The sequence below is a fragment of the Desulfobacterales bacterium genome (assembly GCA_034003325.1).
GTDB lineage: Bacteria > Desulfobacterota > Desulfobacteria > Desulfobacterales > JAFDDL01 > JAVEYW01.
In genome coordinates this window covers 192,086-210,836 of record JAVEYW010000007.1, presented here as the reverse complement: position 1 = coordinate 210,836, position 18,751 = coordinate 192,086, and the positions used below count along the sequence as shown (strand labels likewise).

Genomic DNA, 18,751 nt, shown 5'->3' with positions numbered 1-18,751 from the left:
TATTCTGAATTCTGGATTCTGTCTCCTGACTACTGGGCAGTTACTACTATTTTATATTATTTGGTTATAAGGAGTTGGCCTTGAAAGTATTGGTTACCGGCTCAAAAGGTTTTGTCGGAAAAAATCTATGTGCGGTATTACGCCATCGTGAAGATGTTGAACTTTTAGAATATGACATTGACAACTCACTTCAGGACCTCGATTCGGCCTTAGAAAAAGCCGATTGCATCATCCATCTTGCCGGCGTAAACCGCCCCAAAAATATGGACGAATTTGAAACCGGCAATGCCGGGTCGCTGGATACAATCTGCACGAGACTTGAAACAATGGGGCGCGCCCCCAAAATCGTGCTCAGTTCCTCCATCCAGGCGGACCTGGAAAACCCGTACGGGCTCAGCAAGCGCCATGCGGAGTTGCGATTGAAGGCGTACGCTGAAAAGACCGGCGCTGCGTGCGTGGTGTATCGACTTAAAAATCTTTTCGGGAAATGGTGTCGGCCTAATTATAATTCCGTGACCGCGACCTTTTGCCACAACATCGCTCGCGGGCTTCCCATACAGGTATCTGATCCGGCCTATGAATTTGAGTTGACCTATATCGATGATGTGGTGAAAATGTTTGTCGGGGAACTGGCGGAAGGGGCGACGGGTTTCAGGTTCGGATCGGCGCTTTCGGCCCGTAAAATAACGCTGGGGGAACTTGCGGATAAGATTCGGTGCTATCGGGATGTGCGCCAAACCCTTCGGTTGCCGAATTTTGAGAGTGCGTTTGATCGCGCGTTATATGCGACGTATTTAAGTTATCTTGAAGAAGAAGATTTTGGATATGCGTTGGACGTTAAATCCGATGAAAGGGGAAGCCTGGCGGAATTTATCAAATCGCCGGCTTTGGGGCAGATTTTTGTGAGCCATACGAAGCCGGGAATCACCCGGGGGCACCACTTTCACCATACGAAGACCGAGAAATTTCTGGTAGTGAAGGGGACGGCGGTGATTCGGTTTCGGCATATCGAACGCGATGAGGTGATTGAATATGAGGTGAGGGGGGAAGAGTATCGGGTGCTGGACATTCCGCCGGGGTATACGCATTCCATTGAAAACGTTGGCGTAGAGGATTTGGTGACGCTGTTTTGGACCAGTGAGATGTTTGATCCAGGAAAACCGGATACTTATTTTGACAGGGTGTGAGTGGTGAGTGGTGAATGGTGAGGGAGGGCTGGTGGCAGGAAAGAGTGTGAAAGAGGGGGCGGTCAGAACGCACAGGGATTTGGATGTCTGGCAAAAATCCATTACCTTTGTCACCACTGTTTATAAAGCAACCGATGCATTTCCCAACAGAGAAATTTACGGGTTAACGTCACAAATTCGAAGATCAGCGGTATCCATTCCGTCCAATATTGCAGAGGGCGCAACCAGGAAAAACAAGGCGGAATTTAAACAATTTCTTTACATTGGATTATCAAGCGGTGCCGAGCTTGAGACCCAGCTCATTATCGCAAATAATCTAAAATAGTTAGAAGTAACCCAATGCAAAAGAATGCTTGATGAATTACATTCCATTTCCCGAATGATCCAGGGGCTTATTAAATCTCCTTCAAGGTAAAAATACATTATGAAAACCAACAACCACTCACCACTCATCACTCACCACTCACCGCTCACCAAGCTCAAAGTGATGACCGTCATTGGTACGCGCCCGGAGATCATTCGGCTCTCTCGCGTCATGGCGGCCCTGGATCGTTACATGGATCAGGTGATCGTCCACACCGGCCAGAACTACGATTATGAGCTGAACCAGGTTTTTTTCGACGATCTTGAATTACGGAAGCCCGATCACTTCCTCAAGGCTGCCGGTAAGTCCGCCTGCGAAACCGTCGGTAACGTAATCGCCCGCGTGGATACGGTTCTTGAAAAAGAAACACCGGACGCTCTTCTGGTGCTTGGCGACACCAACAGCTGCCTGGCCGCATACCCGGCCAAACGCCGAAAAATCCCTGTCTTTCACATGGAAGCAGGCAACCGCTGCTTTGATCAGCGGGTGCCGGAGGAGATTAATCGCAAAATCATCGATCATATCAGCGATATCAACCTCCCTTACAGCACCATTGCCCGTGAATATCTTTTGCGCGAAGGCTTTCCGCCGGATCGCATCATCAAAACCGGCAGCCCCATGTATGAGGTGATCCATCACTATCTTCCCAAAATCGAAGGCTCGAATATACTGAAAAAAATGGGGTTGGAACCTGAAAAATATTTTGTGGTCAGCGCGCATCGGGAAGAAAATATCGATGATCCTCGGCAATTCAACAAATATATTGAAGTGTTGAACGGGATTGCCGAAACGTATCACCTTCGCGTCATTGTCTCCACCCATCCTCGCACCCGAAAGCGCATTGAAGAGACTGGCGCCGCTCTCAATGCCAACATAGAGCTTCTCAAACCGATGGGGTTTAGCGATTACGTGCACCTTCAGACCAAGGCAAGAGCAACGCTGTCGGACAGCGGCACCATCACCGAAGAAAGCTCGATTCTCAATTTTCCAGCCTTAAACATTCGCAATGCCCACGAGCGCCCCGAAGGCATGGAAGAGGCGTGCGTTATGCTGACCGGTCTTGAGCCGGACCGGGTGATGGGAGGGCTTGCCGTTCTGGAGCGCCAACCCCGTGGCAAGGCGCGGTTGCTAAGACCTGTTATGGATTACGAAGTACCCAATGTGTCCGAAAAAGTAGCGCGGCTCATCCTGAGCTATACGGACTATGTCCAGCGAACCGTTTGGCATAAAGGGCCTGTGGAAGGTAAGTGATTAAAGAAAATGCGCATCCTGTTTTTGACCCAGTGGTTTCAGCCGGAGCCTTTTTTCAAAGGATTGCCGTTCGCTAAAAAGATTCAAGCGCGCGGTCATGAAGTCGAGATACTCACCGGCTTTCCGAACTATCCGGGCGGCAAACTCTACCCGGGGTACAGGTTGCGATTCTTTCAAAGGGAAATGATCGAGGGGGTGCCCGTTAACAGGGTGGCACTCTTTCCAAGCCATGACCGGTCCGGATTAAGACGGATTATAACGTATCTAAGCTTTTCAATATCGGCCCTGTTAATAGGGCCATTTATGGTTAAGAAGCCCGACGTCGTTTATGTTTACAATCTGATTACCCTTGCATGGGCGGCAGTGGTTTTCAGGAAAATAAGCGGGTGCAAAATAGTATATGATGTTCAGGACCTGTGGCCCGAATCGGTTCGAAACTCCGGAATGCTCAATAGCCGAGTGGCCCAAAGCCTTTTGGGGAAATGGTGTTGCTGGGCCTATCGTCAAGCCGATAAGATTGCAGTCCTGTCACCCGGGTTCAAAGAGGCACTTGTTAAACGGGGAATTGCCGAAGAGCGCATCGAAGTTATTTATAATTGGTGTGATGAAGCGGGTGGTACCACACAAGAAGGTGCCGGCGACTTAGCGCCAACATTCGGCTTAAAAGAAACGTTTAATATTGTCTTTGCCGGAACGATGGGGTTGATGCAGGGAATGGATACGGTATTAGAGGCGGCTTGCCTTTGCAGGAAGGAAATACCGGCCTTGCGTTTTGTTCTCGTCGGTGGCGGTGTTGAGCTTGAGCGCTTGAAATCCAAGGCAAAGGCTTTGATGCTTGAAAATGTGGTGTTCATACCGAGACAACCCATGCATGAGATGAAAAAGATATGGGCGCTTGCAGATGTATTATTGGTTCACTTAGTAGATGACCCCTTATTCAGAATAACGATCCCATCAAAAACGCAAGCATACTTAGCGACAGGCACGCCGATCCTCATGGCAGTGCGAGGGGATTCAGCCGCTTTGATTCATGAAATAGGTGCCGGCATTGTCTGCGCACCTGAAAATCCGGATGAAATGCTTCTGGCGATAAAAGAATTATATGGTATGCCGCCGGAAGAGCGAAAACGGAGGGGATTGAACGGCAAGTTATTTTATGACCGTTTTTTATCTTTCGACATCGGGTGTGAAAAATTTTTGCGGCTCTTTTCGTAGGGGATCGTTTTTGAACCAATGCCGAGATCTTCCGACTATCTTAAGCGCGTGATCGATTTGATTTTTGCATTAATTGCAGGTGTTGCCGCCTTACCCCTCTGGGTGCTTCTCCTCTTGGTCGTGCGAATAAAGCATGGCTCGCCGGTTTTCTTCAATCAGACGCGCCCCGGCAGATACGGCAAGCCTTTTACGCTTTATAAGTTCAAGTCCATGACGGAAAAGAGGGATGTAAATGGAAGGTTATTACCGGATGCCGACCGGTTAACCCCCTTTGGTAAGGTTCTCAGATCCACATCATTGGACGAGCTTCCCGAGTTGTTCAATGTACTAAAAGGCGAAATGAGTCTGGTCGGCCCACGCCCGCTTCTCGTGCAGTATCTGGAAAGATATACCCCGGAGCAGGCAAGACGTCATGAAGTAAAACCGGGCTTGACTGGCTGGGCGCAGGTGAATGGGCGGAATGCGATTTCGTGGGGGGAAAAGTTTGCGCTGGATGTATGGTATGTGGACAACCAGTCTTTATGGCTGGATATTAAAATTATTTTGATGACGGTGAAAAAGGTGGTTTTCCGGGAAGGAATTTCGGCTGAGGGGGAGGCTACTATGCCCGAGTTTTATCCGCAGATTACGCAGATTAACGCAGATTTAAAAACTGACCCTCCCTATAACAGATGAAACAGCCTAAAAGGGATGCAGAGTGGCATAAGCCCTTACAATCAAAGATTTAATCCGTTTAATCTGCGTAATCTGCGGATAGATGAATAAATGATTAAAGACGCAAGGACATACCGGATAATCGGCTGCGCCATGGAGGTCCACAAGGAACTGGGGTGCGGATTTCTTGAAGCGGTGTATCAAGAAGCTTTGGAAAAAGAATTGGCAGAGCAGGATGTCTCTTTCAAAGCACAGCCTCTTGTCGAAATTTCATACAAAGGCAAACCCCTCAATAAAACATATCAACCCGATTTCGTCTGCTTTAAAGAAATCATCGTCGAAATAAAAGCGATTTCCGGCCTGTCCGGAATCGAAGAGGCTCAACTGATAAACTACCTAAAAGCCACTGGGCTCAAAACCGGGCTATTAATTAATTTCGGCTCAAAATCCCTGGATTATAAAAGGTTCGTTTATCATCTGTGAAATCCGCGTAATCTGCGTACCCCTCAAGGGGGTATTGAACAGAATAATCTGCGGATACCAAACGTTTTTGGGTGAGAAAAACCATGAAACAAATTTTAATCTACGGAGCGAGCGGTTTTGGCCGAGAGGTGGCCTGGCTGGCGGAATCTTGCAACGTTCAGGTGACCTGCTTTATCGATGATGATCCGGCAACGCATGGAAATATCTTGAATGGAATTAAGGTCTTGAGCCTTGCCGATGCCCGGGCAACCTTTCCGGCCGCTGCTGTTGTGGGCGGCGTGGGCAGCCCGCAAACACGGCATCGGTTGATGGATAAAGCCCGGGATGCGGATTTTGAATTTACCCCGCTGCTTCATCCGGGCGTCCAAAAGTCCCGCTGGATCGAGATGGGGGAAGGAACGGTGATTTGCGCGGGCTGCATCCTCACGACGAATATTCACCTTGGCCATCATGTCCAAATCAACCTCGCCTGCACCATCGGCCATGATGTGGTGTTGGGAGATTACACCACCCTGGCCCCCGGGGTGCACGTTTCCGGCTGGGTGCATCTCGGCAAACGGGTGTATGTCGGGACCGGCACCGTCTTCATCAACGGCACGGAAAATGCCCCCCTGATGATCGGCGACGACGCCGTAATCGGTGCCGGGGCCGTAGTTACCCAGTCTGTTCCACCCGGTGAAACATGGGGGGGGGTACCAGCCAAACCCCTCCGAAAATAACCATCTGCCATCCACCTCATCAGTGGAATCTTCCGAATCCGCGAAATCTGCGAAATCTGCGGATCGGTTTTCAGCCTGGCAATCCCCAAAAATAGAAGAGAGCAAACTCACCCAATACAACTGGCTGGTCCAGCACAAAAACAACCTGCAATTGGGATATAAAACGGACATCGGCGCCTTCACCTATATCAATGCAAAATACGGCGTGACGATCGAGGACCATGTTCAGGTTGGATCTCACTGTTCCCTGTATTCCGTATCCACGATAGACCATAAAACCGGGCCGGTGCTTCTGAAGCGAAACTGCAGGATCGGCAGCCACAGCATCGTGATGCCGGGGGTGACAATCGGTGAAAATGCGGTGGTCGGGGCGATGAGTTTTGTGAACCGGGATGTTCCGGATGGTGCGGTAGTGGTTGGGGTGCCTGCCGGGATTGTCGAGAGTCGGTGAGGGAATGTGGTCAAACGCGTATCGATTTGGCTTTTCGTAACGGTAGGGTTGGTTCTGCTGAGTGAGGCAGTTTATTTTTATGCGGTGTTGACGGCCAAGCGGACGGTCGAAGCAGCGAATGCGGTGGTGGTGTTTCATGGGGCTGCGGAACGCAACAAATTGGGGTATCAACTGGCAAATGACGGCATCGCGCCGTATCTGATTATCTCCCCCGCCACAGAGAAGGTAAGAAAAAAATACGATAAACAATATTCCCGGTGCGGTGACTGGCGACACTTGGTCGAAGACCGGGCGGAAACGACCTTTCAAAACGCCCTGTTGACCCGCCGGCTGATTCGCGACCACGGGCTGAAGAAGATTGTTCTCGTGACGGATGCCTACCATATGCCCCGATCCTATGGGTTGCTGCGCTTGCTGATGATCGGGGCGGGCGTGACCATCATTTCCTGTGACACCGGCTCGAATCTCTATGCCGGAAATATCAGCACATGGTCCGTCAAGCAGGTGAAAAGGGTTTATAATGAAATGGTGGAATTTTGGGGGAGCATGGCGGAAGGGGTCGTTTACTTATTTCGAGGAGAGCTGCCTGCGCGGAATGCAAAAGCGCATCCGGTGGTTGGGATTTTGCGGTCTTTGCTTTTGTTTGATGTGGATGGCGGCGTGCCGGCAAAAGTGATCGGGACTGATTCGGACGCTTTCGAAGCGTAACAGCAAGACTTCGTGGGTAATAAGAAAGAAAACTTTTATGACCGATGCCGTTAACAAAGCAAACAACCTGTCGCCGCGACCGATGGGTCGCATTTTTCTTTCCCCCCCGCATATGAGCGGCATGGAAATCAGTTTTGTCCAGGACGCTTTTGACAGCAACTATATCGCGCCGGTGGGGCCTCATGTGGATGCGTTTGAAAAAGAGTTCTGTGCGGGTACGGGCTTTCGGCATGCCGTCGCGCTGACGAGCGGCACGGCGGCCATGCATCTTGGGCTCCGGTTTCTCGGGGTCGGCCCGGGGGATGAGGTGTTCGCCTCGACGCTCACCTTTATCGGCAGCGTCAGCCCGGTCTCTTTTTTGGGCGCCACCCCGGTTTTTATCGATTGCGACCGGGAAAGCTGGAACATGGACCCGAAGATTCTGGAAAGGGAACTGGCGCGGTGCGCGGCGGAAGGGAAATTGCCGAAGGCGGTGGTGCCGACGGATTTGTACGGACAATGTTGTGACCTGGCGCGTATCACGGCGGTTTGCGACGGATATGGGGTGCCGGTGGTGTGCGATTCGGCCGAAGCGATGGGGGCAAGCTATCTCCCGCGGGTAAGTGAGCGAGAGAGAAAAAATTCAGTGCATGCCGGGAAAGGGGCGCGGGCGTCCGTTTATTCGTTTAACGGCAATAAGATTATCACGACTTCCGGTGGGGGAATGCTGGCATCGGATGATGCGGCGCTGATTGATAAGGCGCGGTTCTGGTCGCAGCAGGCCCGGGATCCGTTTCCCCATTATGAGCATACGGAAATCGGGTATAATTACCGGATGAGCAATGTCGTGGCGGCGATCGGCCGGGGGCAGCTTCGGGTGCTGGGGGCGCGCGTCGCGCGGAGGCGGGAGATTTTTGATTATTACCGAAACGCGCTGGAAGGTGTGCCGGGGATTGAGGTGATGCCGGAGGCGGCCCATGGGCGGTGCAATCGGTGGTTGACGGTGATTCTGATTTCGCCGGAGTGGTTCGGGGCGGACCGGGAGGCGGTGCGGCTGGCGCTGGAGGCGGAGAATATCGAGTCGCGGCCGGTGTGGAAGCCGATGCATTTGCAGCCGGTATTTGATCCGCAGATTTCGCAGATTACGCGGATTTCGCAGATTGGCGCGGATTGTCGGAAGGGGAAAAGATATCCTTGCCGGGTAGTGGGGGGGTGCGTTTCGGAGGATTTGTTTGAGCGGGGGCTTTGTCTGCCGTCGGGGACGGCGATGACGGAGGCGGATTTGGACAGGGTGGTTCGGATTGTGCGGGGAACGGGGTCGGAATAGTCTTGGTCTATGAAAAAGTGTCGACTCATTATCAATGGGGTCGCATTCGCCTTTTTTATCGCCCGCATTGATCACGGGTTTCCCGGTTGCCCCTGAAAAAAGTCCTCATGACATGTTGCCGGTTCCCAGGAGAAGGCCCTTCCGGCCGATGGCCCCCAGAAGAGGTATCTTTTCTACCTTTCATGTCTTAAAACAGCCATAAGTGGGTAGTGGTTTTACCCCTTTCATACCCCCTTTTTTTCCTCCTTGACGGTTCAGTATAACCCGCGTAATTTCCACAGGTAAGATAAAATGAACCCCTCCTTCTACATTCGCCGTGGAGACATTTTAACGCAACCCGTTGACTGCCGTGTCCGTCTGTGGCCGACCAGACGGAGTTAGGCGTTTTTGACGGAAAAGCGCCCCGGAAGCGGCGTGAGCGGCGGACACCTATACGCACAGGCGGTATTATGTTTTTAAGGATAAAAAACGACCGGAATTTCTTTATCATGCTTCTGGTGGATGCGCTCCTTGTTTCCGCCGCATACTATCTTGCCCACCTGTTTCGGTTTGAAGGGGCTTTTCCCGCCGCCGTTCAAGAAAAATTCCGGTTGACGCTGCTTTGGATTGTTCCCGTCAAAATCGGGTTTTTTTTCATTTTTGAATTGTACAAGGGGATGTGGCGGTATACCAGCGTTCACGATCTCATCAGCATCGTGAAGGCCTGCGTCGTGTCTTCGGTGACGATTGGGCTGGTGATCTTCGGCATCTATCATTTCCGGGGGTTTTCCCGGTCCGTTTTCTTTATCGATTTTGTCCTGACGTTTTTGTTCATCAGCGGGTTCAGGGTCACTATCCGCTTTTTCTTCACCGCCCACTTCAACCACGCGCTTTTCCGGTGTTTCAACAAGGACTTTCACGCGCTGAAACGGCTCCTCATCATCGGCGCCGGAAGCGCCGGTGAAAAACTGTTGCGCGAGCTTATCGAGAATCCGAAGCTGAATTATAATGTCATCGGGTTTATCGACGACAATCCCGACAAGTTGAAAAACACCCTTCACCGGGTGCCTGTTCTCGGTGCGATGCAGGATCTCAACACCATCGCAACAGACTACGGCATTGAAGAGATCATTATCGCGGTGCCGTCGGCCACGGCCGCGCAAATCCGCCGCATTGTCGGCTTCTGCAAAAGCACCGGTATTCCGTTCAAGACCCTGCCCGGCATCGGGGAACTGGTGGCGGGAAAGATCGTGGTAAGCGCCATTCGCGATATCCGGTATGAAGACCTGCTCGGGCGCCCCCAGGTGTGCATCGAGAACGAACAGATCTGCGGGTACATCACCGGGAAAAGGGTGCTGGTGACCGGCGGGGCCGGCTCCATCGGCTCCGAGCTGTGCCGCCAGATCGCCCGTTTTCATCCGGAAAGCCTTGTCGTCGTGGAGCGCAATGAATCCGGGCTGTATGACATCGACCTGAAGCTGAAGGCCGATCATCCGGAACTGGCGGTGAAGGCCGTGTTGGGCGCGATTCAGAACAAGGGCATCATGACCCAGGTGTTTCAGGAACACCGGCCTCAGACCGTGTTTCATGCGGCCGCCTACAAGCATGTGCCGATGATGGAGTCGCACCCCTGGGAAGCGGTTTTTAACAACGTGGTCGGCACGCATACCATTATCGGTCTTTGCCGGTCCACGGGGGTGGAGCGTTGCGTGATCGTCTCCACCGACAAGGCGGTCCGGCCCACGAACGTCATGGGCGCCACAAAGCGGATGATCGAACTATTGACCGAGTGCTATGCCGTCGATAGCCGGTGCCGGTTCATGGCGGTCCGGTTCGGCAATGTCCTCGGCAGCGCCGGGAGCGTGCTGCCGCTGTTCAAGCGCCAGATCGAGCGCGGCGGACCGGTGACCGTGACCCATCCGGAGGTGACCCGGTATTTCATGACCATCCCCGAGGCATGCAGTCTGATCCTTCAGGCCGGTGCCATCGGCAAGGGGCGTGAAATCTTCGTTCTTAAGATGGGCACGCCGGTCCTGATCGACAGCATGGCACGGGACCTTATCACCTTGTCGGGCTTTACGCCGGACAAGGATATCAACGTCGTATACACCGGACTGCGGCCGGGCGAAAAGCTCTATGAAGAGCTCATCACCGAAGGAGAAGACATTCAGAAAACGGGCCATGCCGATATCATGGTGTTAAAGGCCGATGACTGCCTGCCCCTTCCCGAACTCAAGCGGCACCTGGAAGCACTGGTGCTGCTGGCGGAGAGGCGCGATGCCGACGGGATTAAGCGGAAGCTGAACGAAATCGTGCCCGAATATACGCCCCAGTTCGATATCCTCGATCCGGCGCTGCCATCGAATGTTATCCCCCTCACAGGGGAGCACAAGGTCGCGTATCGTGCGTGAAACGGATCGGCTGCTTCTCGATTGCCTCTGTCTGACGGAAGGTGGAGACGCAGCCCGGCTGAAGGCGCTGAGCGCCCGAGACTGGGACGATATCATCGCGCAGGCCGTTTGCCATCTGGTGTTGCCGCAGCTTTATCTGGGGATAACGCGAACCGGTGCGCAGGCGGCGCTGCGGCCGGCGCTTTTCGGTCGAATGCAGCAACTGTATTTCCGGAATCTCGCGGCGAATGTCCGGTTCTATCATGCGCTGTCCCAATGCCTGGGCGTGCTGACCGCCGGGGAAATCCCGGTCGTGGTCCTGAAGGGGGCGCACTTGGGCGAGCTCGTATACGAGAATGTCGGTGCCAGGATCCTCTCGGATGTCGATCTCATGGTTCGGGAGAAACATCTTAAAAAGGCGCAACAGTGCCTGATGCGGGCCGGTCTCTACCCGACAAAGGGTGTGCTGAGTATCGATCTTCACTGGTATCTCGACACGGATTACCCGATTGACATGGCGGGTGTCTGGGAACGAACGCAATCTGCGCGGATTGCCGGGCAAAGCGTCCGGGTGCTGTCTCCGGAGGACCTGCTGCTGCATCTGTGCATGCATCTGGGCTCACATCATCAGTTCCGCCGGATCGGGATCAGAACCTTTTGCGATATCAGGGAAATTGTTTTCCGCTACGGAAACGACATCGACTGGGATCGCGTTGCGTCGCGGGCGGCGCAGTGGCGGATGGGAAAAGCGCTGGGACTGACGTTGGCGATGGCAAGAACCCTGCTGAAGGTTGAGATTCCGGATGCGATGTTCGGAGCATCGCTTTCCGGAAAAAGCGACAGGCAGGTCTTTGAGCGGGTGCTGGTCAATATCTTCGAGGACACGCCTGAAACGCAGGCGCCGGCGCTTTCGCCCTTTTTCTGGGGCATCTGGACCTCGGAATCCTTACCGGATAAACTCAAAAACCTTCGGGCCGTGCTGGCGCCTTCCCCGGCCTTTGTTTCTCAGAAATACCCGGCGCCGTACGGCTCTTTTCGAAATTATCTGTTTTATTTCATACGGTTTAAAGCCCATATGCTCAGATACCTGGACGCCACATGGCGAATGGTGACCCGGGAAAGCAGAATGCAGGCGGTCTTCCGGGCGGAGCGGCGCAATTCGGCAATAAAAAATTGGCTGGTTGAAGAAAATGGCGGGAGGCCGTGTCCCGGCCGGGTGGTAAAAGACAGTGGACAGGATCTTGCATCTTAGGTATCCTTGCCGATAGAACAACGGTAAGGATCTGTCGATTGGAAAAAAGCAACCATTACAACACCCGGATTCTGGTCGTGGATGATGACAGGGATGCCGCGGAGAAGCTCGTAGCGCATCTGTCCCGCCTCGGCTACCCTGCGACGGCGGTTTGTTCCGGCAAGGAGGCCTTGGCTGTTTTCGGCCCGGGTCGGTTTCATCTGGTGCTCTCCGAGCTGAAACTGCCGGATATCGACGGCATTGCGCTGCTGGATGCATTGAAACGGCGGGACAAACGGGTTGTTTTCATTATGGTCGCAAGCCAAGGCACCATCGACGACGCTGTTCAGGCACTTCACAAAGGCGCTTACGATGTTATCACAAAACCGCTCAACATGAATGACATCGCGCTTCTCCTTCGAAGAGGGACCGGGCACTACGCCTTGTCCGCAAAACTCCACAACTATCGGAAATATGCGCTCATTCTGGCAGCCTCGTTGCCCCTGTGGCTCCTTCTGGGATTCTGGGCCGTCAGGCTTTGGTGAATAGGCGATAGGGGGCCGCTGCAGAAGGTTGTTGGCCGCCAAGCAGCCCGGCTTCCCAGCCGCCCGGCTTCCGGTTTCGCCGGATAAGGAATCAAATTGACGAACTGCGTCTTTTACAAAATTGCCGGCATTACGATTCGGGTGGATTCGGATCTGCCCATTACCCCCTCGACGTTTCACCCGAAGTTTAAAGCGTTTGAAACCGACGGCCGGGGTGAAGACACCATCTATCTCCACCATCATTTTGAGTTGCCGTTGCTGTCGTCGAGGCCGCAGAGCAGGGAACTTTATCGAAAACCGCCTTGGGTGATTTCCCGGAGCGCTGATGCGTATACCTATGCGTGGATTCCCCAGAGCGCGGATGACGACGCGGACCGGCAGCGCATGGCGGTCTTTTCTCTGGATCACACCCGTTCCGATTTTTACAATGATGAGGTGGGCGAATATCAGTTCCGCACCGGCGATCTGGAATCTCTGACGCTGTTTCCCACGGACCAGATTCTTCTGGCCCGGATTCTGGCGGACCGGAAAGCTTGTTTTGTTCATTCGGCCGGTATTGTGCAAGATCGGCAGGGGTATTTATTCGTAGGCAAATCCGGCGCCGGGAAATCAACCATCACGCAACTGTTTTCCGGTCAGTCAGAGGTGTTATGCGATGACCGAAATATCATTCGACGTTGGCCCAAGGGGTTCAGCGTCCATGGGTCCTGGAGCCACGGGGATATTCCCGATGTTTCTTCCGGTGATGTGCCGTTAAAAGCCATTTTTTTTCTGAACCAGGCGAGCCAAAATCACCTGGAGCTGATGAAGAACCGTTGGAAAATCATCCAAAAACTGCTGTCCTGCCTGATCCGGCCCTTTATTACGGCGGATTGGTGGAAAAAAACGCTTGATTTGGTGGAAGTGATTGCGAATGAGGTGCCGTGTTATGAGCTTTATTTTGATACAAGTGGAGAGATAGTCGAAGCGGTTTTAAGTGTTACCTGTTGACTTTTTTTACTTAGAACGAGGGTGGATGGGATGGATGTGAATATGAATGCGGCGTATCGGCCTTCTGAACATGTGGTGGTGCGGAAAATCGAAGGCGAGATTCTCATTGTGCCGGTTTCGGCCGGTGTGGGTGAATCAGACGATGACCTTTATTCATTAAATGAGACGGGAAAAGATGTCTGGGCGCTGTTGGACGGCACGATGTGCATCAAAGATGTCGTGGCGCGCCTGTCCCAGCAGTATGACGCGCCGGTATCTGAAATCGAAACGGATATCCGGGATCTCATTGCTGACCTGTTGCGGCGGAGAATTCTTGTGTGAGCCCATTCCGGCAAGAAACGCTTCCCGGGAAAAACCCCTTCACTTCGGATTCGGGATTGGGTGAGCTTTTGTCGGCCGTGATGGCAAAAGGCGGATATTTTCGGTTTAAAGCCAGGGGTACCAGCATGCATCCCTTTATTCGTGACGGCGATGTCATCACCTTGTCTGCCGTAACGGCCGGCACAGGCCTTCACGTGGGAGACATTGCCGCTGTTCTTCACCCGGTTTCGGGAAAACTGATCGTTCACCGGGTCATTCGAAAACGGGGAACCCGGGTTCAAACCAAAGGGGATAACAGTAAACTGGCGGACGAATCGGTTCCCGTCAGCGCTGTTTTAGGCCGTGTCAGTCAAGTGAGGCGCGGCGGCTCCAATTGTTATAACCGGACGAAAATAAAGGATCTGCTTGCGGCATGGTTCTCCCGCCTCGGACTGCTGCCTGGCCGCTTGTCTGTCTTCTTTCATCCTTAAGAAATAACACAGCCGCATTCGCCTTAAAACGCAACACTTGAGACCTTTTTTAATGCCCCAAATACCATTAAAAGATTTCCCGCTGTGGCAAGCCCGGCCGGACGGCCATGCCCCGATGATCGCGATGAATTTAGAGATTACGGCGCGGTGCAATCATGACTGCCGGCATTGTTACATTAATCTTCCGGAAGAAGACCGGGCGGCAAAAGCTTCCGAGTTAAGTTGTAAGGAGATTGAAACCATCGCGGATGAGGCGGTTTCCCTGGGGGTTCTGTGGGTCTTGATTACCGGCGGAGAGCCGTTGCTGCGGGAAGATTTTGCGGAGATATACCTGGCCCTGAAGAAAAAAGGGCTTTTGGTGTCGGTGTTCACCAATGCCACGTTGATCACGGAAGAGCATGTGCGGTTGTTTAAAGCCTATCCGCCCAGGGCTGTAGAAATTTCGGTGTACGGCGTGACGCGGGAAACCTATGAGCGGGTGACCCGGCGAAAGGGCGCTTTTGCGGCATTTAGCCGTGGGCTCGGGTTGATGGCGAAAAACGCGCTTCCGGTAACGTTAAAAGCCATGGCCATGCAATCGAATTTAAAAGAAATGGCGAATATCGCGGCCTTTTGCAGAATAAAAAGCAGCAACCCCTTTCGATTCGATCCGTTGCTGCATCTTCGGTATGACCGAAACCCGTTACGCAACAAGGAAATCAGGGCGGAGCGATTGACACCGGCCCAGATAACCGATCTGGAGCAGGGGGACGCCGCGCGCAAGATAGCGTTAAAAAAAGGGTGTGAGCAGCTCATGCTGCCGTGGGTGTCGGCGCGCACGGATTCGGCGCTTTTTATTTGCGGCGCAGGAATCGGAGAATGTACCGTGAGTGCGGACGGCCGATTTCGACTGTGTGCAGCGTTATGTCACCCGGATTGCCAGTATGATCTGAAAAGCGGCAGCCTGACCGAGGCGCTGACGCACGTGGTGCCGCGCATTCGGGCCATGCAGTCGCAGCAAACGGCCTATTTGGAGACTTGCCGAAAATGCAGCCTTATCAACCTGTGTCACTGGTGTCCGGCACATGCTTTTCTGGAAACCGGGGAATTGGATTTGCCGGTGGATTATTTTTGCGATGTGGCCAAGGCGCGGTGGGCGGTTATCGACGTATCGAACGGCGGGAAGAGGGGGTAGTTTTTTTGTTTTATTCGGCAGAGGACAGTGATTTGGCGGGTAATTTGCCTGACTTAACAAAGATAGTGTTACCGGTGAAAGGAGCGAGAATGAACAGTAAAAAGAAAAAATGGGCCAAACCGGAATTGTTGGTGTTGGTCAAAGGAAATCTGGAAGAAAATGTGTTGGCGGTTTGCAAAGCGGCGCAGGGCAGCTGCCCTTACAAAGCGTGCAGTGCGCTTAACGGCCGTTGTGACGGCATTGGCGTGAGCTGATTTTTATCCTTTTTCAGATGAACATTGAACCCATCCGGCGTTGCCGGATTATCAGGAGAAATGGCGATGGCTCGGTTGACTAAAACGACATTGTGTAGCGCATTGATCGCTCTGTTCTTTTGCGCACCGGCATTGGCGGTCACGTTTACAATGGGTGACAACTATCGTGAATGGCCGGGTAGTGAAACCGCCTTGAACGCTCAAGACGCATATGGCAACCCGGAAATTTTAGGCGCTGGTATTATAATTGAAAACGGGTATTTGAAACAGATTAGCATCAAATTTTTAGCGGAGCAGGGAATCGGCCTTTGGTATCAAGGCGATTTTAACTCCTTGTTTATTAACAGTAATGGAACAGGGGCCACGTTGAATGATTGGGACTATTATGTTCGCGGATATTTGCCCGGTGCTGAGTTTAACTCTGCCTCCTCTTCAGAGGCCGACTTCGATGACTTTGAGACAGTGGGGTATTCCCTTTCCCCGGCGAATTATGCTTACACCACGCCCTCATCGTTAAGTCATGCCGGGGGTTTATTATTTCGCGATGATCATCCCAACGGGCTTGAAGGCGTGGGATCATCGCTGGTGCCAACAGCGGGTCTTCTTGCATCAGCGATTCTTCCGGATAAAGATCTGATCATATCGGGAAATACGAATACTATAGAAATTCAGTATATCTTTTCAGATAATGCGATCGCAATGGGAAGCAGCTTTGCTGTTGGATTTACGCCTTACAGTGCGGGAGATGTTTTTCTGGCGCCTGTGCCCGAACCGTCGGCGGTTTTTCTGATCGGTACGGGCATCGTGTCGATGGGCCTTTGTATTCGGCGCAAAAAAAAGCATTCCGTGATTGGCTGACGTTTCCATCTTGCCTTTTGATCTTGCCCGAAAGCTGAAGCATATTTTAAGGGTGGATCGCGCGGTGCGTCTCGCCTGGGCCGCCGGCCCCGGATGGGGCGGCGCGAGCCTCGTGTTGGTGGTGATTCAGGGGGTGTTACCGCTGGCGGCGCTCTATGTGATGAAGCTGCTGGTGGATGCGGTGGCAGGCACCCTATCCCGTCCGGAAAGCGGGGCCGGAAAGGAAATCGCCGTGCTGGTTTGTGCGGCCGGTGCGGTGGCCTTAATAGAGGCGGCCTGCCGGTTCCTGGGTGATATGGTAAAGGAAGGGCAGGCTCAGGCCGTAACGGATTACATGTATCACCTGCTTCACGCCAAATCCGTTTCAGTGGATCTCGGGTTTTATGAAAACCCGCGGTATCTGGACACGCTTCATCGCGCGCAGGAAGAAGGCCCCTTTCGGCCGACACGGATTGTCAACACCCTCTTATCGATGGGGCAGAGCAGTGTATCCGTACTTGCCGTTGCCGCCTTGTTGTTCTCCCTTCATTGGGGGGTGCCGCTGGTTTTGATAGCGGCCGCCTTGCCGGGTGTATTTCTACGCATCAAATATTCCCAATTGACGTACCGGTGGCGCGAGGCGCAAACCGGAACCGAAAGAAAATCCCGCTACTATAACTGGATGTTGACGGGCGATGCCCATGCCAAGGAGGTTCGACTTTTCGGCCTTGGGGCATACCTCATGGCGCGGTTCAATGCGTTGCGAAAAATACTTCGAGAGCAATTTGTGGCGCTGCATAAAAAACGCGCTGCTGCGGAATTTTTAGCGCAGACGGGAAGTATTCTGGCTGTTTTTGCCACCTTGGGCTATCTCTCCTGGCGGGTGAGTCTGGGGGCCGTCACGATCGGTGGTATGATCATGTATTTTCAGGCGTTTCAGCGCGGCATGGGGCATTTCAGGGAGTTACTGGGGGGCCTTGCCGATCTGTATGAAAACAATCTTTTTCTATCCAATTTTTATGACTTTATAGACTATCAACCGCAGGTCGCCGCGCCGGCGGTGCCGCTGCCGGTGCCCGCAGTCATACAAACCGGAGTGGTCTTTGATCAGGTCGGCTTTCGCTACCCGGGTGCTGGCAAGGATGTATTAACGGAGGTCTCCTTTACGCTTTCTCCGGGTGAAGTCGTGGCCTTGGTCGGTGAAAACGGATCAGGTAAAACCACGCTGGTAAAATTATTGTGCCGCCTATATGATCCGTGCCGAGGTGCCATTACAGTGGACGGCATCGATATCCGCTCTTTTGATCCGAATGCTTTCCGGAATCTTATCAGTGTCACGTTTCAGGATTTTATGAAGTACCAGCTACCCGCTTCGGAAAACATTTGCTTCGGGAATATCGCGTTACCCAAGGAGGGCCTCGCCATAGAAAAGGCTGCCCGTGCCGCAGGTGCCCACCATGTCATCTCCGGGCTTCCTGCCGGGTATGACACCATGTTGGGAAAATGGTTTGAAAACGGGGAAGAACTCAGCGTCGGCCAGTGGCAAAAGGTGGCCCTGGCGCGTGCGTTTTACCGCAATGCACCCATTCTTGTTCTGGATGAGCCGACCAGCGCGCTGGATGTTCAAACAGAATACGAAGTACTTACACGCTTTCGCTCACTTTTGAACGGCAATAGCGCCGTCCTCATCAGCCACCGGTTATCGACTATTCGCATGGCGGATAAAATTCTGGTCCTGGATCAAGGAAGGATATTGCACATTGGGACGCATGACGAGTTGACGGCGATTGATGGCGTGTACGCCGAAATGGTTGGGAAAAATATCCGGCCTTAAGTAGAAAAGCTTCCTGTCGCAAATATTTTAACGCTATTAAAAGGAGAGTTGAACATGAAAAAACAAACGTGTGCGATTTTGGTTTCCTTCTTCATGTTGTTAGTTTCTTTACCCACCCATGCCGCGGACAATCGGCAAGCCGCACATGAGGAAGAAATCATGTCTACCGGAGAAGTGGATCAAGCGGTAGAAGATACGGGATCATATGGTATGTCAACGGATGATAGGTTGTACGCATCCAACAGTGTGTTGGAAAAGGAAAAATGGAATTTGAGCGGTTGTGACACATTTCAAGCTGACTGCTGCGACGGCTCGGTATATAAACCGCGCAAACCCCAATGCGGTGGCTGGTCTAATAGCTGCTCATGTCAATAAGGTGATTCTATTT

General features: G+C 52.8%; 21 protein-coding genes. All 21 read left to right on the top strand.

Annotated elements, in window-relative coordinates; all coding sequences use genetic code 11:
- Positions 1 to 80 precede the first annotated feature (80 nt).
- The 21 genes from RBT11_09930 (at position 81) to RBT11_09830 (ending at position 18,738) form a co-directional block, all read left to right on the top strand.
- Positions 81 to 1,187, top strand: a complete 1,107-nt coding sequence (locus RBT11_09930) for an NAD-dependent epimerase/dehydratase family protein (protein ID MDX9787086.1) — start codon at positions 81 to 83, stop codon at positions 1,185 to 1,187.
- Between the two features lie 31 nt (positions 1,188 to 1,218).
- Complete coding sequence (locus tag RBT11_09925; GenBank protein MDX9787085.1) at positions 1,219 to 1,512, top strand: four helix bundle protein; 294 nt, start codon at positions 1,219 to 1,221, stop codon at positions 1,510 to 1,512.
- Positions 1,513 to 1,611: 99 nt separating this feature from the next.
- Complete coding sequence (wecB, locus tag RBT11_09920; GenBank protein ID MDX9787084.1) at positions 1,612 to 2,802, top strand: UDP-N-acetylglucosamine 2-epimerase (non-hydrolyzing); 1,191 nt, start codon at positions 1,612 to 1,614, stop codon at positions 2,800 to 2,802.
- A gap of 9 nt (positions 2,803 to 2,811) precedes the next feature.
- Positions 2,812 to 4,017, top strand: a complete 1,206-nt coding sequence (locus tag RBT11_09915) for a glycosyltransferase family 4 protein (protein MDX9787083.1) — start codon at positions 2,812 to 2,814, stop codon at positions 4,015 to 4,017.
- Between the two features lie 18 nt (positions 4,018 to 4,035).
- The gene (locus RBT11_09910; protein MDX9787082.1) at positions 4,036 to 4,692 is read left to right on the top strand and encodes a sugar transferase; all 657 of its coding nucleotides are present in this window, start codon (positions 4,036 to 4,038) and stop codon (positions 4,690 to 4,692) included.
- 90 nt (positions 4,693 to 4,782) lie between these two features.
- A complete protein-coding gene (locus RBT11_09905) occupies positions 4,783 to 5,154 on the top strand; it encodes a GxxExxY protein (GenBank protein MDX9787081.1) in 372 nt (123 codons plus the stop codon).
- Positions 5,155 to 5,237: 83 nt separating this feature from the next.
- Positions 5,238 to 5,873 carry an acetyltransferase gene (locus RBT11_09900; GenBank protein ID MDX9787080.1) on the top strand — a complete coding sequence of 212 codons (636 nt, stop codon included), beginning with the start codon at positions 5,238 to 5,240 and terminating at the stop codon, positions 5,871 to 5,873.
- A 22-nt stretch (positions 5,874 to 5,895) separates the two neighbouring features.
- Entirely contained in the window at positions 5,896 to 6,324 is a 429-nt protein-coding gene (locus tag RBT11_09895; GenBank protein MDX9787079.1) for an acyltransferase, read from the top strand.
- A gap of 6 nt (positions 6,325 to 6,330) precedes the next feature.
- Entirely contained in the window at positions 6,331 to 7,032 is a 702-nt protein-coding gene (locus RBT11_09890; protein MDX9787078.1) for a YdcF family protein, read from the top strand.
- Between the two features lie 37 nt (positions 7,033 to 7,069).
- Positions 7,070 to 8,338, top strand: a complete 1,269-nt coding sequence (locus RBT11_09885) for an aminotransferase class I/II-fold pyridoxal phosphate-dependent enzyme (protein ID MDX9787077.1) — start codon at positions 7,070 to 7,072, stop codon at positions 8,336 to 8,338.
- A gap of 449 nt (positions 8,339 to 8,787) precedes the next feature.
- Positions 8,788 to 10,728 carry a nucleoside-diphosphate sugar epimerase/dehydratase gene (locus RBT11_09880; protein MDX9787076.1) on the top strand — a complete coding sequence of 647 codons (1,941 nt, stop codon included), beginning with the start codon at positions 8,788 to 8,790 and terminating at the stop codon, positions 10,726 to 10,728.
- Positions 10,721 to 11,959 carry a nucleotidyltransferase family protein gene (locus RBT11_09875; protein MDX9787075.1) on the top strand — a complete coding sequence of 413 codons (1,239 nt, stop codon included), beginning with the start codon at positions 10,721 to 10,723 and terminating at the stop codon, positions 11,957 to 11,959. The genes RBT11_09880 and RBT11_09875 overlap by 8 nt, the downstream gene beginning before the upstream one ends.
- Positions 11,960 to 11,997: 38 nt before the next feature.
- On the top strand, positions 11,998 to 12,483 hold the full coding sequence (locus tag RBT11_09870; GenBank protein MDX9787074.1) for a response regulator: 486 nt from the start codon (positions 11,998 to 12,000) through the stop codon (positions 12,481 to 12,483).
- A 96-nt stretch (positions 12,484 to 12,579) separates the two neighbouring features.
- Positions 12,580 to 13,473 (top strand): hypothetical protein, encoded by an 894-nt coding sequence (locus RBT11_09865; GenBank protein ID MDX9787073.1) that lies wholly within the window; start codon positions 12,580 to 12,582, stop codon positions 13,471 to 13,473.
- Positions 13,474 to 13,503: 30 nt separating this feature from the next.
- Positions 13,504 to 13,794 carry a PqqD family protein gene (locus RBT11_09860; GenBank protein MDX9787072.1) on the top strand — a complete coding sequence of 97 codons (291 nt, stop codon included), beginning with the start codon at positions 13,504 to 13,506 and terminating at the stop codon, positions 13,792 to 13,794.
- A complete protein-coding gene (locus tag RBT11_09855; GenBank protein ID MDX9787071.1) occupies positions 13,791 to 14,264 on the top strand; it encodes a S24/S26 family peptidase in 474 nt (157 codons plus the stop codon). The genes RBT11_09860 and RBT11_09855 overlap by 4 nt, the downstream gene beginning before the upstream one ends.
- A 52-nt stretch (positions 14,265 to 14,316) precedes the next feature.
- A complete protein-coding gene (locus RBT11_09850; protein MDX9787070.1) occupies positions 14,317 to 15,438 on the top strand; it encodes a radical SAM protein in 1,122 nt (373 codons plus the stop codon).
- A gap of 89 nt (positions 15,439 to 15,527) precedes the next feature.
- The gene (locus RBT11_09845) at positions 15,528 to 15,692 is read left to right on the top strand and encodes a hypothetical protein (protein MDX9787069.1); all 165 of its coding nucleotides are present in this window, start codon (positions 15,528 to 15,530) and stop codon (positions 15,690 to 15,692) included.
- Positions 15,693 to 15,758: 66 nt separating this feature from the next.
- Positions 15,759 to 16,550, top strand: a complete 792-nt coding sequence (locus RBT11_09840) for a PEP-CTERM sorting domain-containing protein (protein MDX9787068.1) — start codon at positions 15,759 to 15,761, stop codon at positions 16,548 to 16,550.
- Positions 16,543 to 18,363, top strand: coding sequence for an ABC transporter ATP-binding protein (locus tag RBT11_09835; protein ID MDX9787067.1), 1,821 nt, complete (start codon positions 16,543 to 16,545; stop codon positions 18,361 to 18,363). Before RBT11_09840 ends, RBT11_09835 begins: the two co-directional genes overlap by 8 nt.
- A gap of 54 nt (positions 18,364 to 18,417) precedes the next feature.
- The gene (locus tag RBT11_09830) at positions 18,418 to 18,738 is read left to right on the top strand and encodes a hypothetical protein (GenBank protein ID MDX9787066.1); all 321 of its coding nucleotides are present in this window, start codon (positions 18,418 to 18,420) and stop codon (positions 18,736 to 18,738) included.
- The last annotated feature ends 13 nt before the right edge of the window (positions 18,739 to 18,751 follow it).

Excerpts from the sequence above, each read along its gene's own strand:
- RBT11_09850 (MDX9787070.1), top strand. The coding sequence starts at position 14,317 with ATGCCCCAAATACCATTAAAAGATTTCCCGCTGTGGCAAGCCCGGCCG.
- RBT11_09880 (MDX9787076.1), top strand. The coding sequence starts at position 8,788 with ATGTTTTTAAGGATAAAAAACGACCGGAATTTCTTTATCATGCTTCTG.
- RBT11_09910 (MDX9787082.1), top strand. The coding sequence starts at position 4,036 with ATGCCGAGATCTTCCGACTATCTTAAGCGCGTGATCGATTTGATTTTT.
- RBT11_09840 (MDX9787068.1), top strand. The coding sequence starts at position 15,759 with ATGGCTCGGTTGACTAAAACGACATTGTGTAGCGCATTGATCGCTCTG.
- RBT11_09900 (MDX9787080.1), top strand. The coding sequence starts at position 5,238 with ATGAAACAAATTTTAATCTACGGAGCGAGCGGTTTTGGCCGAGAGGTG.
- RBT11_09830 (MDX9787066.1), top strand. The coding sequence starts at position 18,418 with ATGAAAAAACAAACGTGTGCGATTTTGGTTTCCTTCTTCATGTTGTTA.
- RBT11_09905 (MDX9787081.1), top strand. The coding sequence starts at position 4,783 with ATGATTAAAGACGCAAGGACATACCGGATAATCGGCTGCGCCATGGAG.
- RBT11_09915 (MDX9787083.1), top strand. The coding sequence starts at position 2,812 with ATGCGCATCCTGTTTTTGACCCAGTGGTTTCAGCCGGAGCCTTTTTTC.
- RBT11_09845 (MDX9787069.1), top strand. The coding sequence starts at position 15,528 with ATGAACAGTAAAAAGAAAAAATGGGCCAAACCGGAATTGTTGGTGTTG.
- RBT11_09860 (MDX9787072.1), top strand. The coding sequence starts at position 13,504 with ATGGATGTGAATATGAATGCGGCGTATCGGCCTTCTGAACATGTGGTG.
- wecB (MDX9787084.1), top strand. The coding sequence starts at position 1,612 with ATGAAAACCAACAACCACTCACCACTCATCACTCACCACTCACCGCTC.
- RBT11_09885 (MDX9787077.1), top strand. The coding sequence starts at position 7,070 with ATGACCGATGCCGTTAACAAAGCAAACAACCTGTCGCCGCGACCGATG.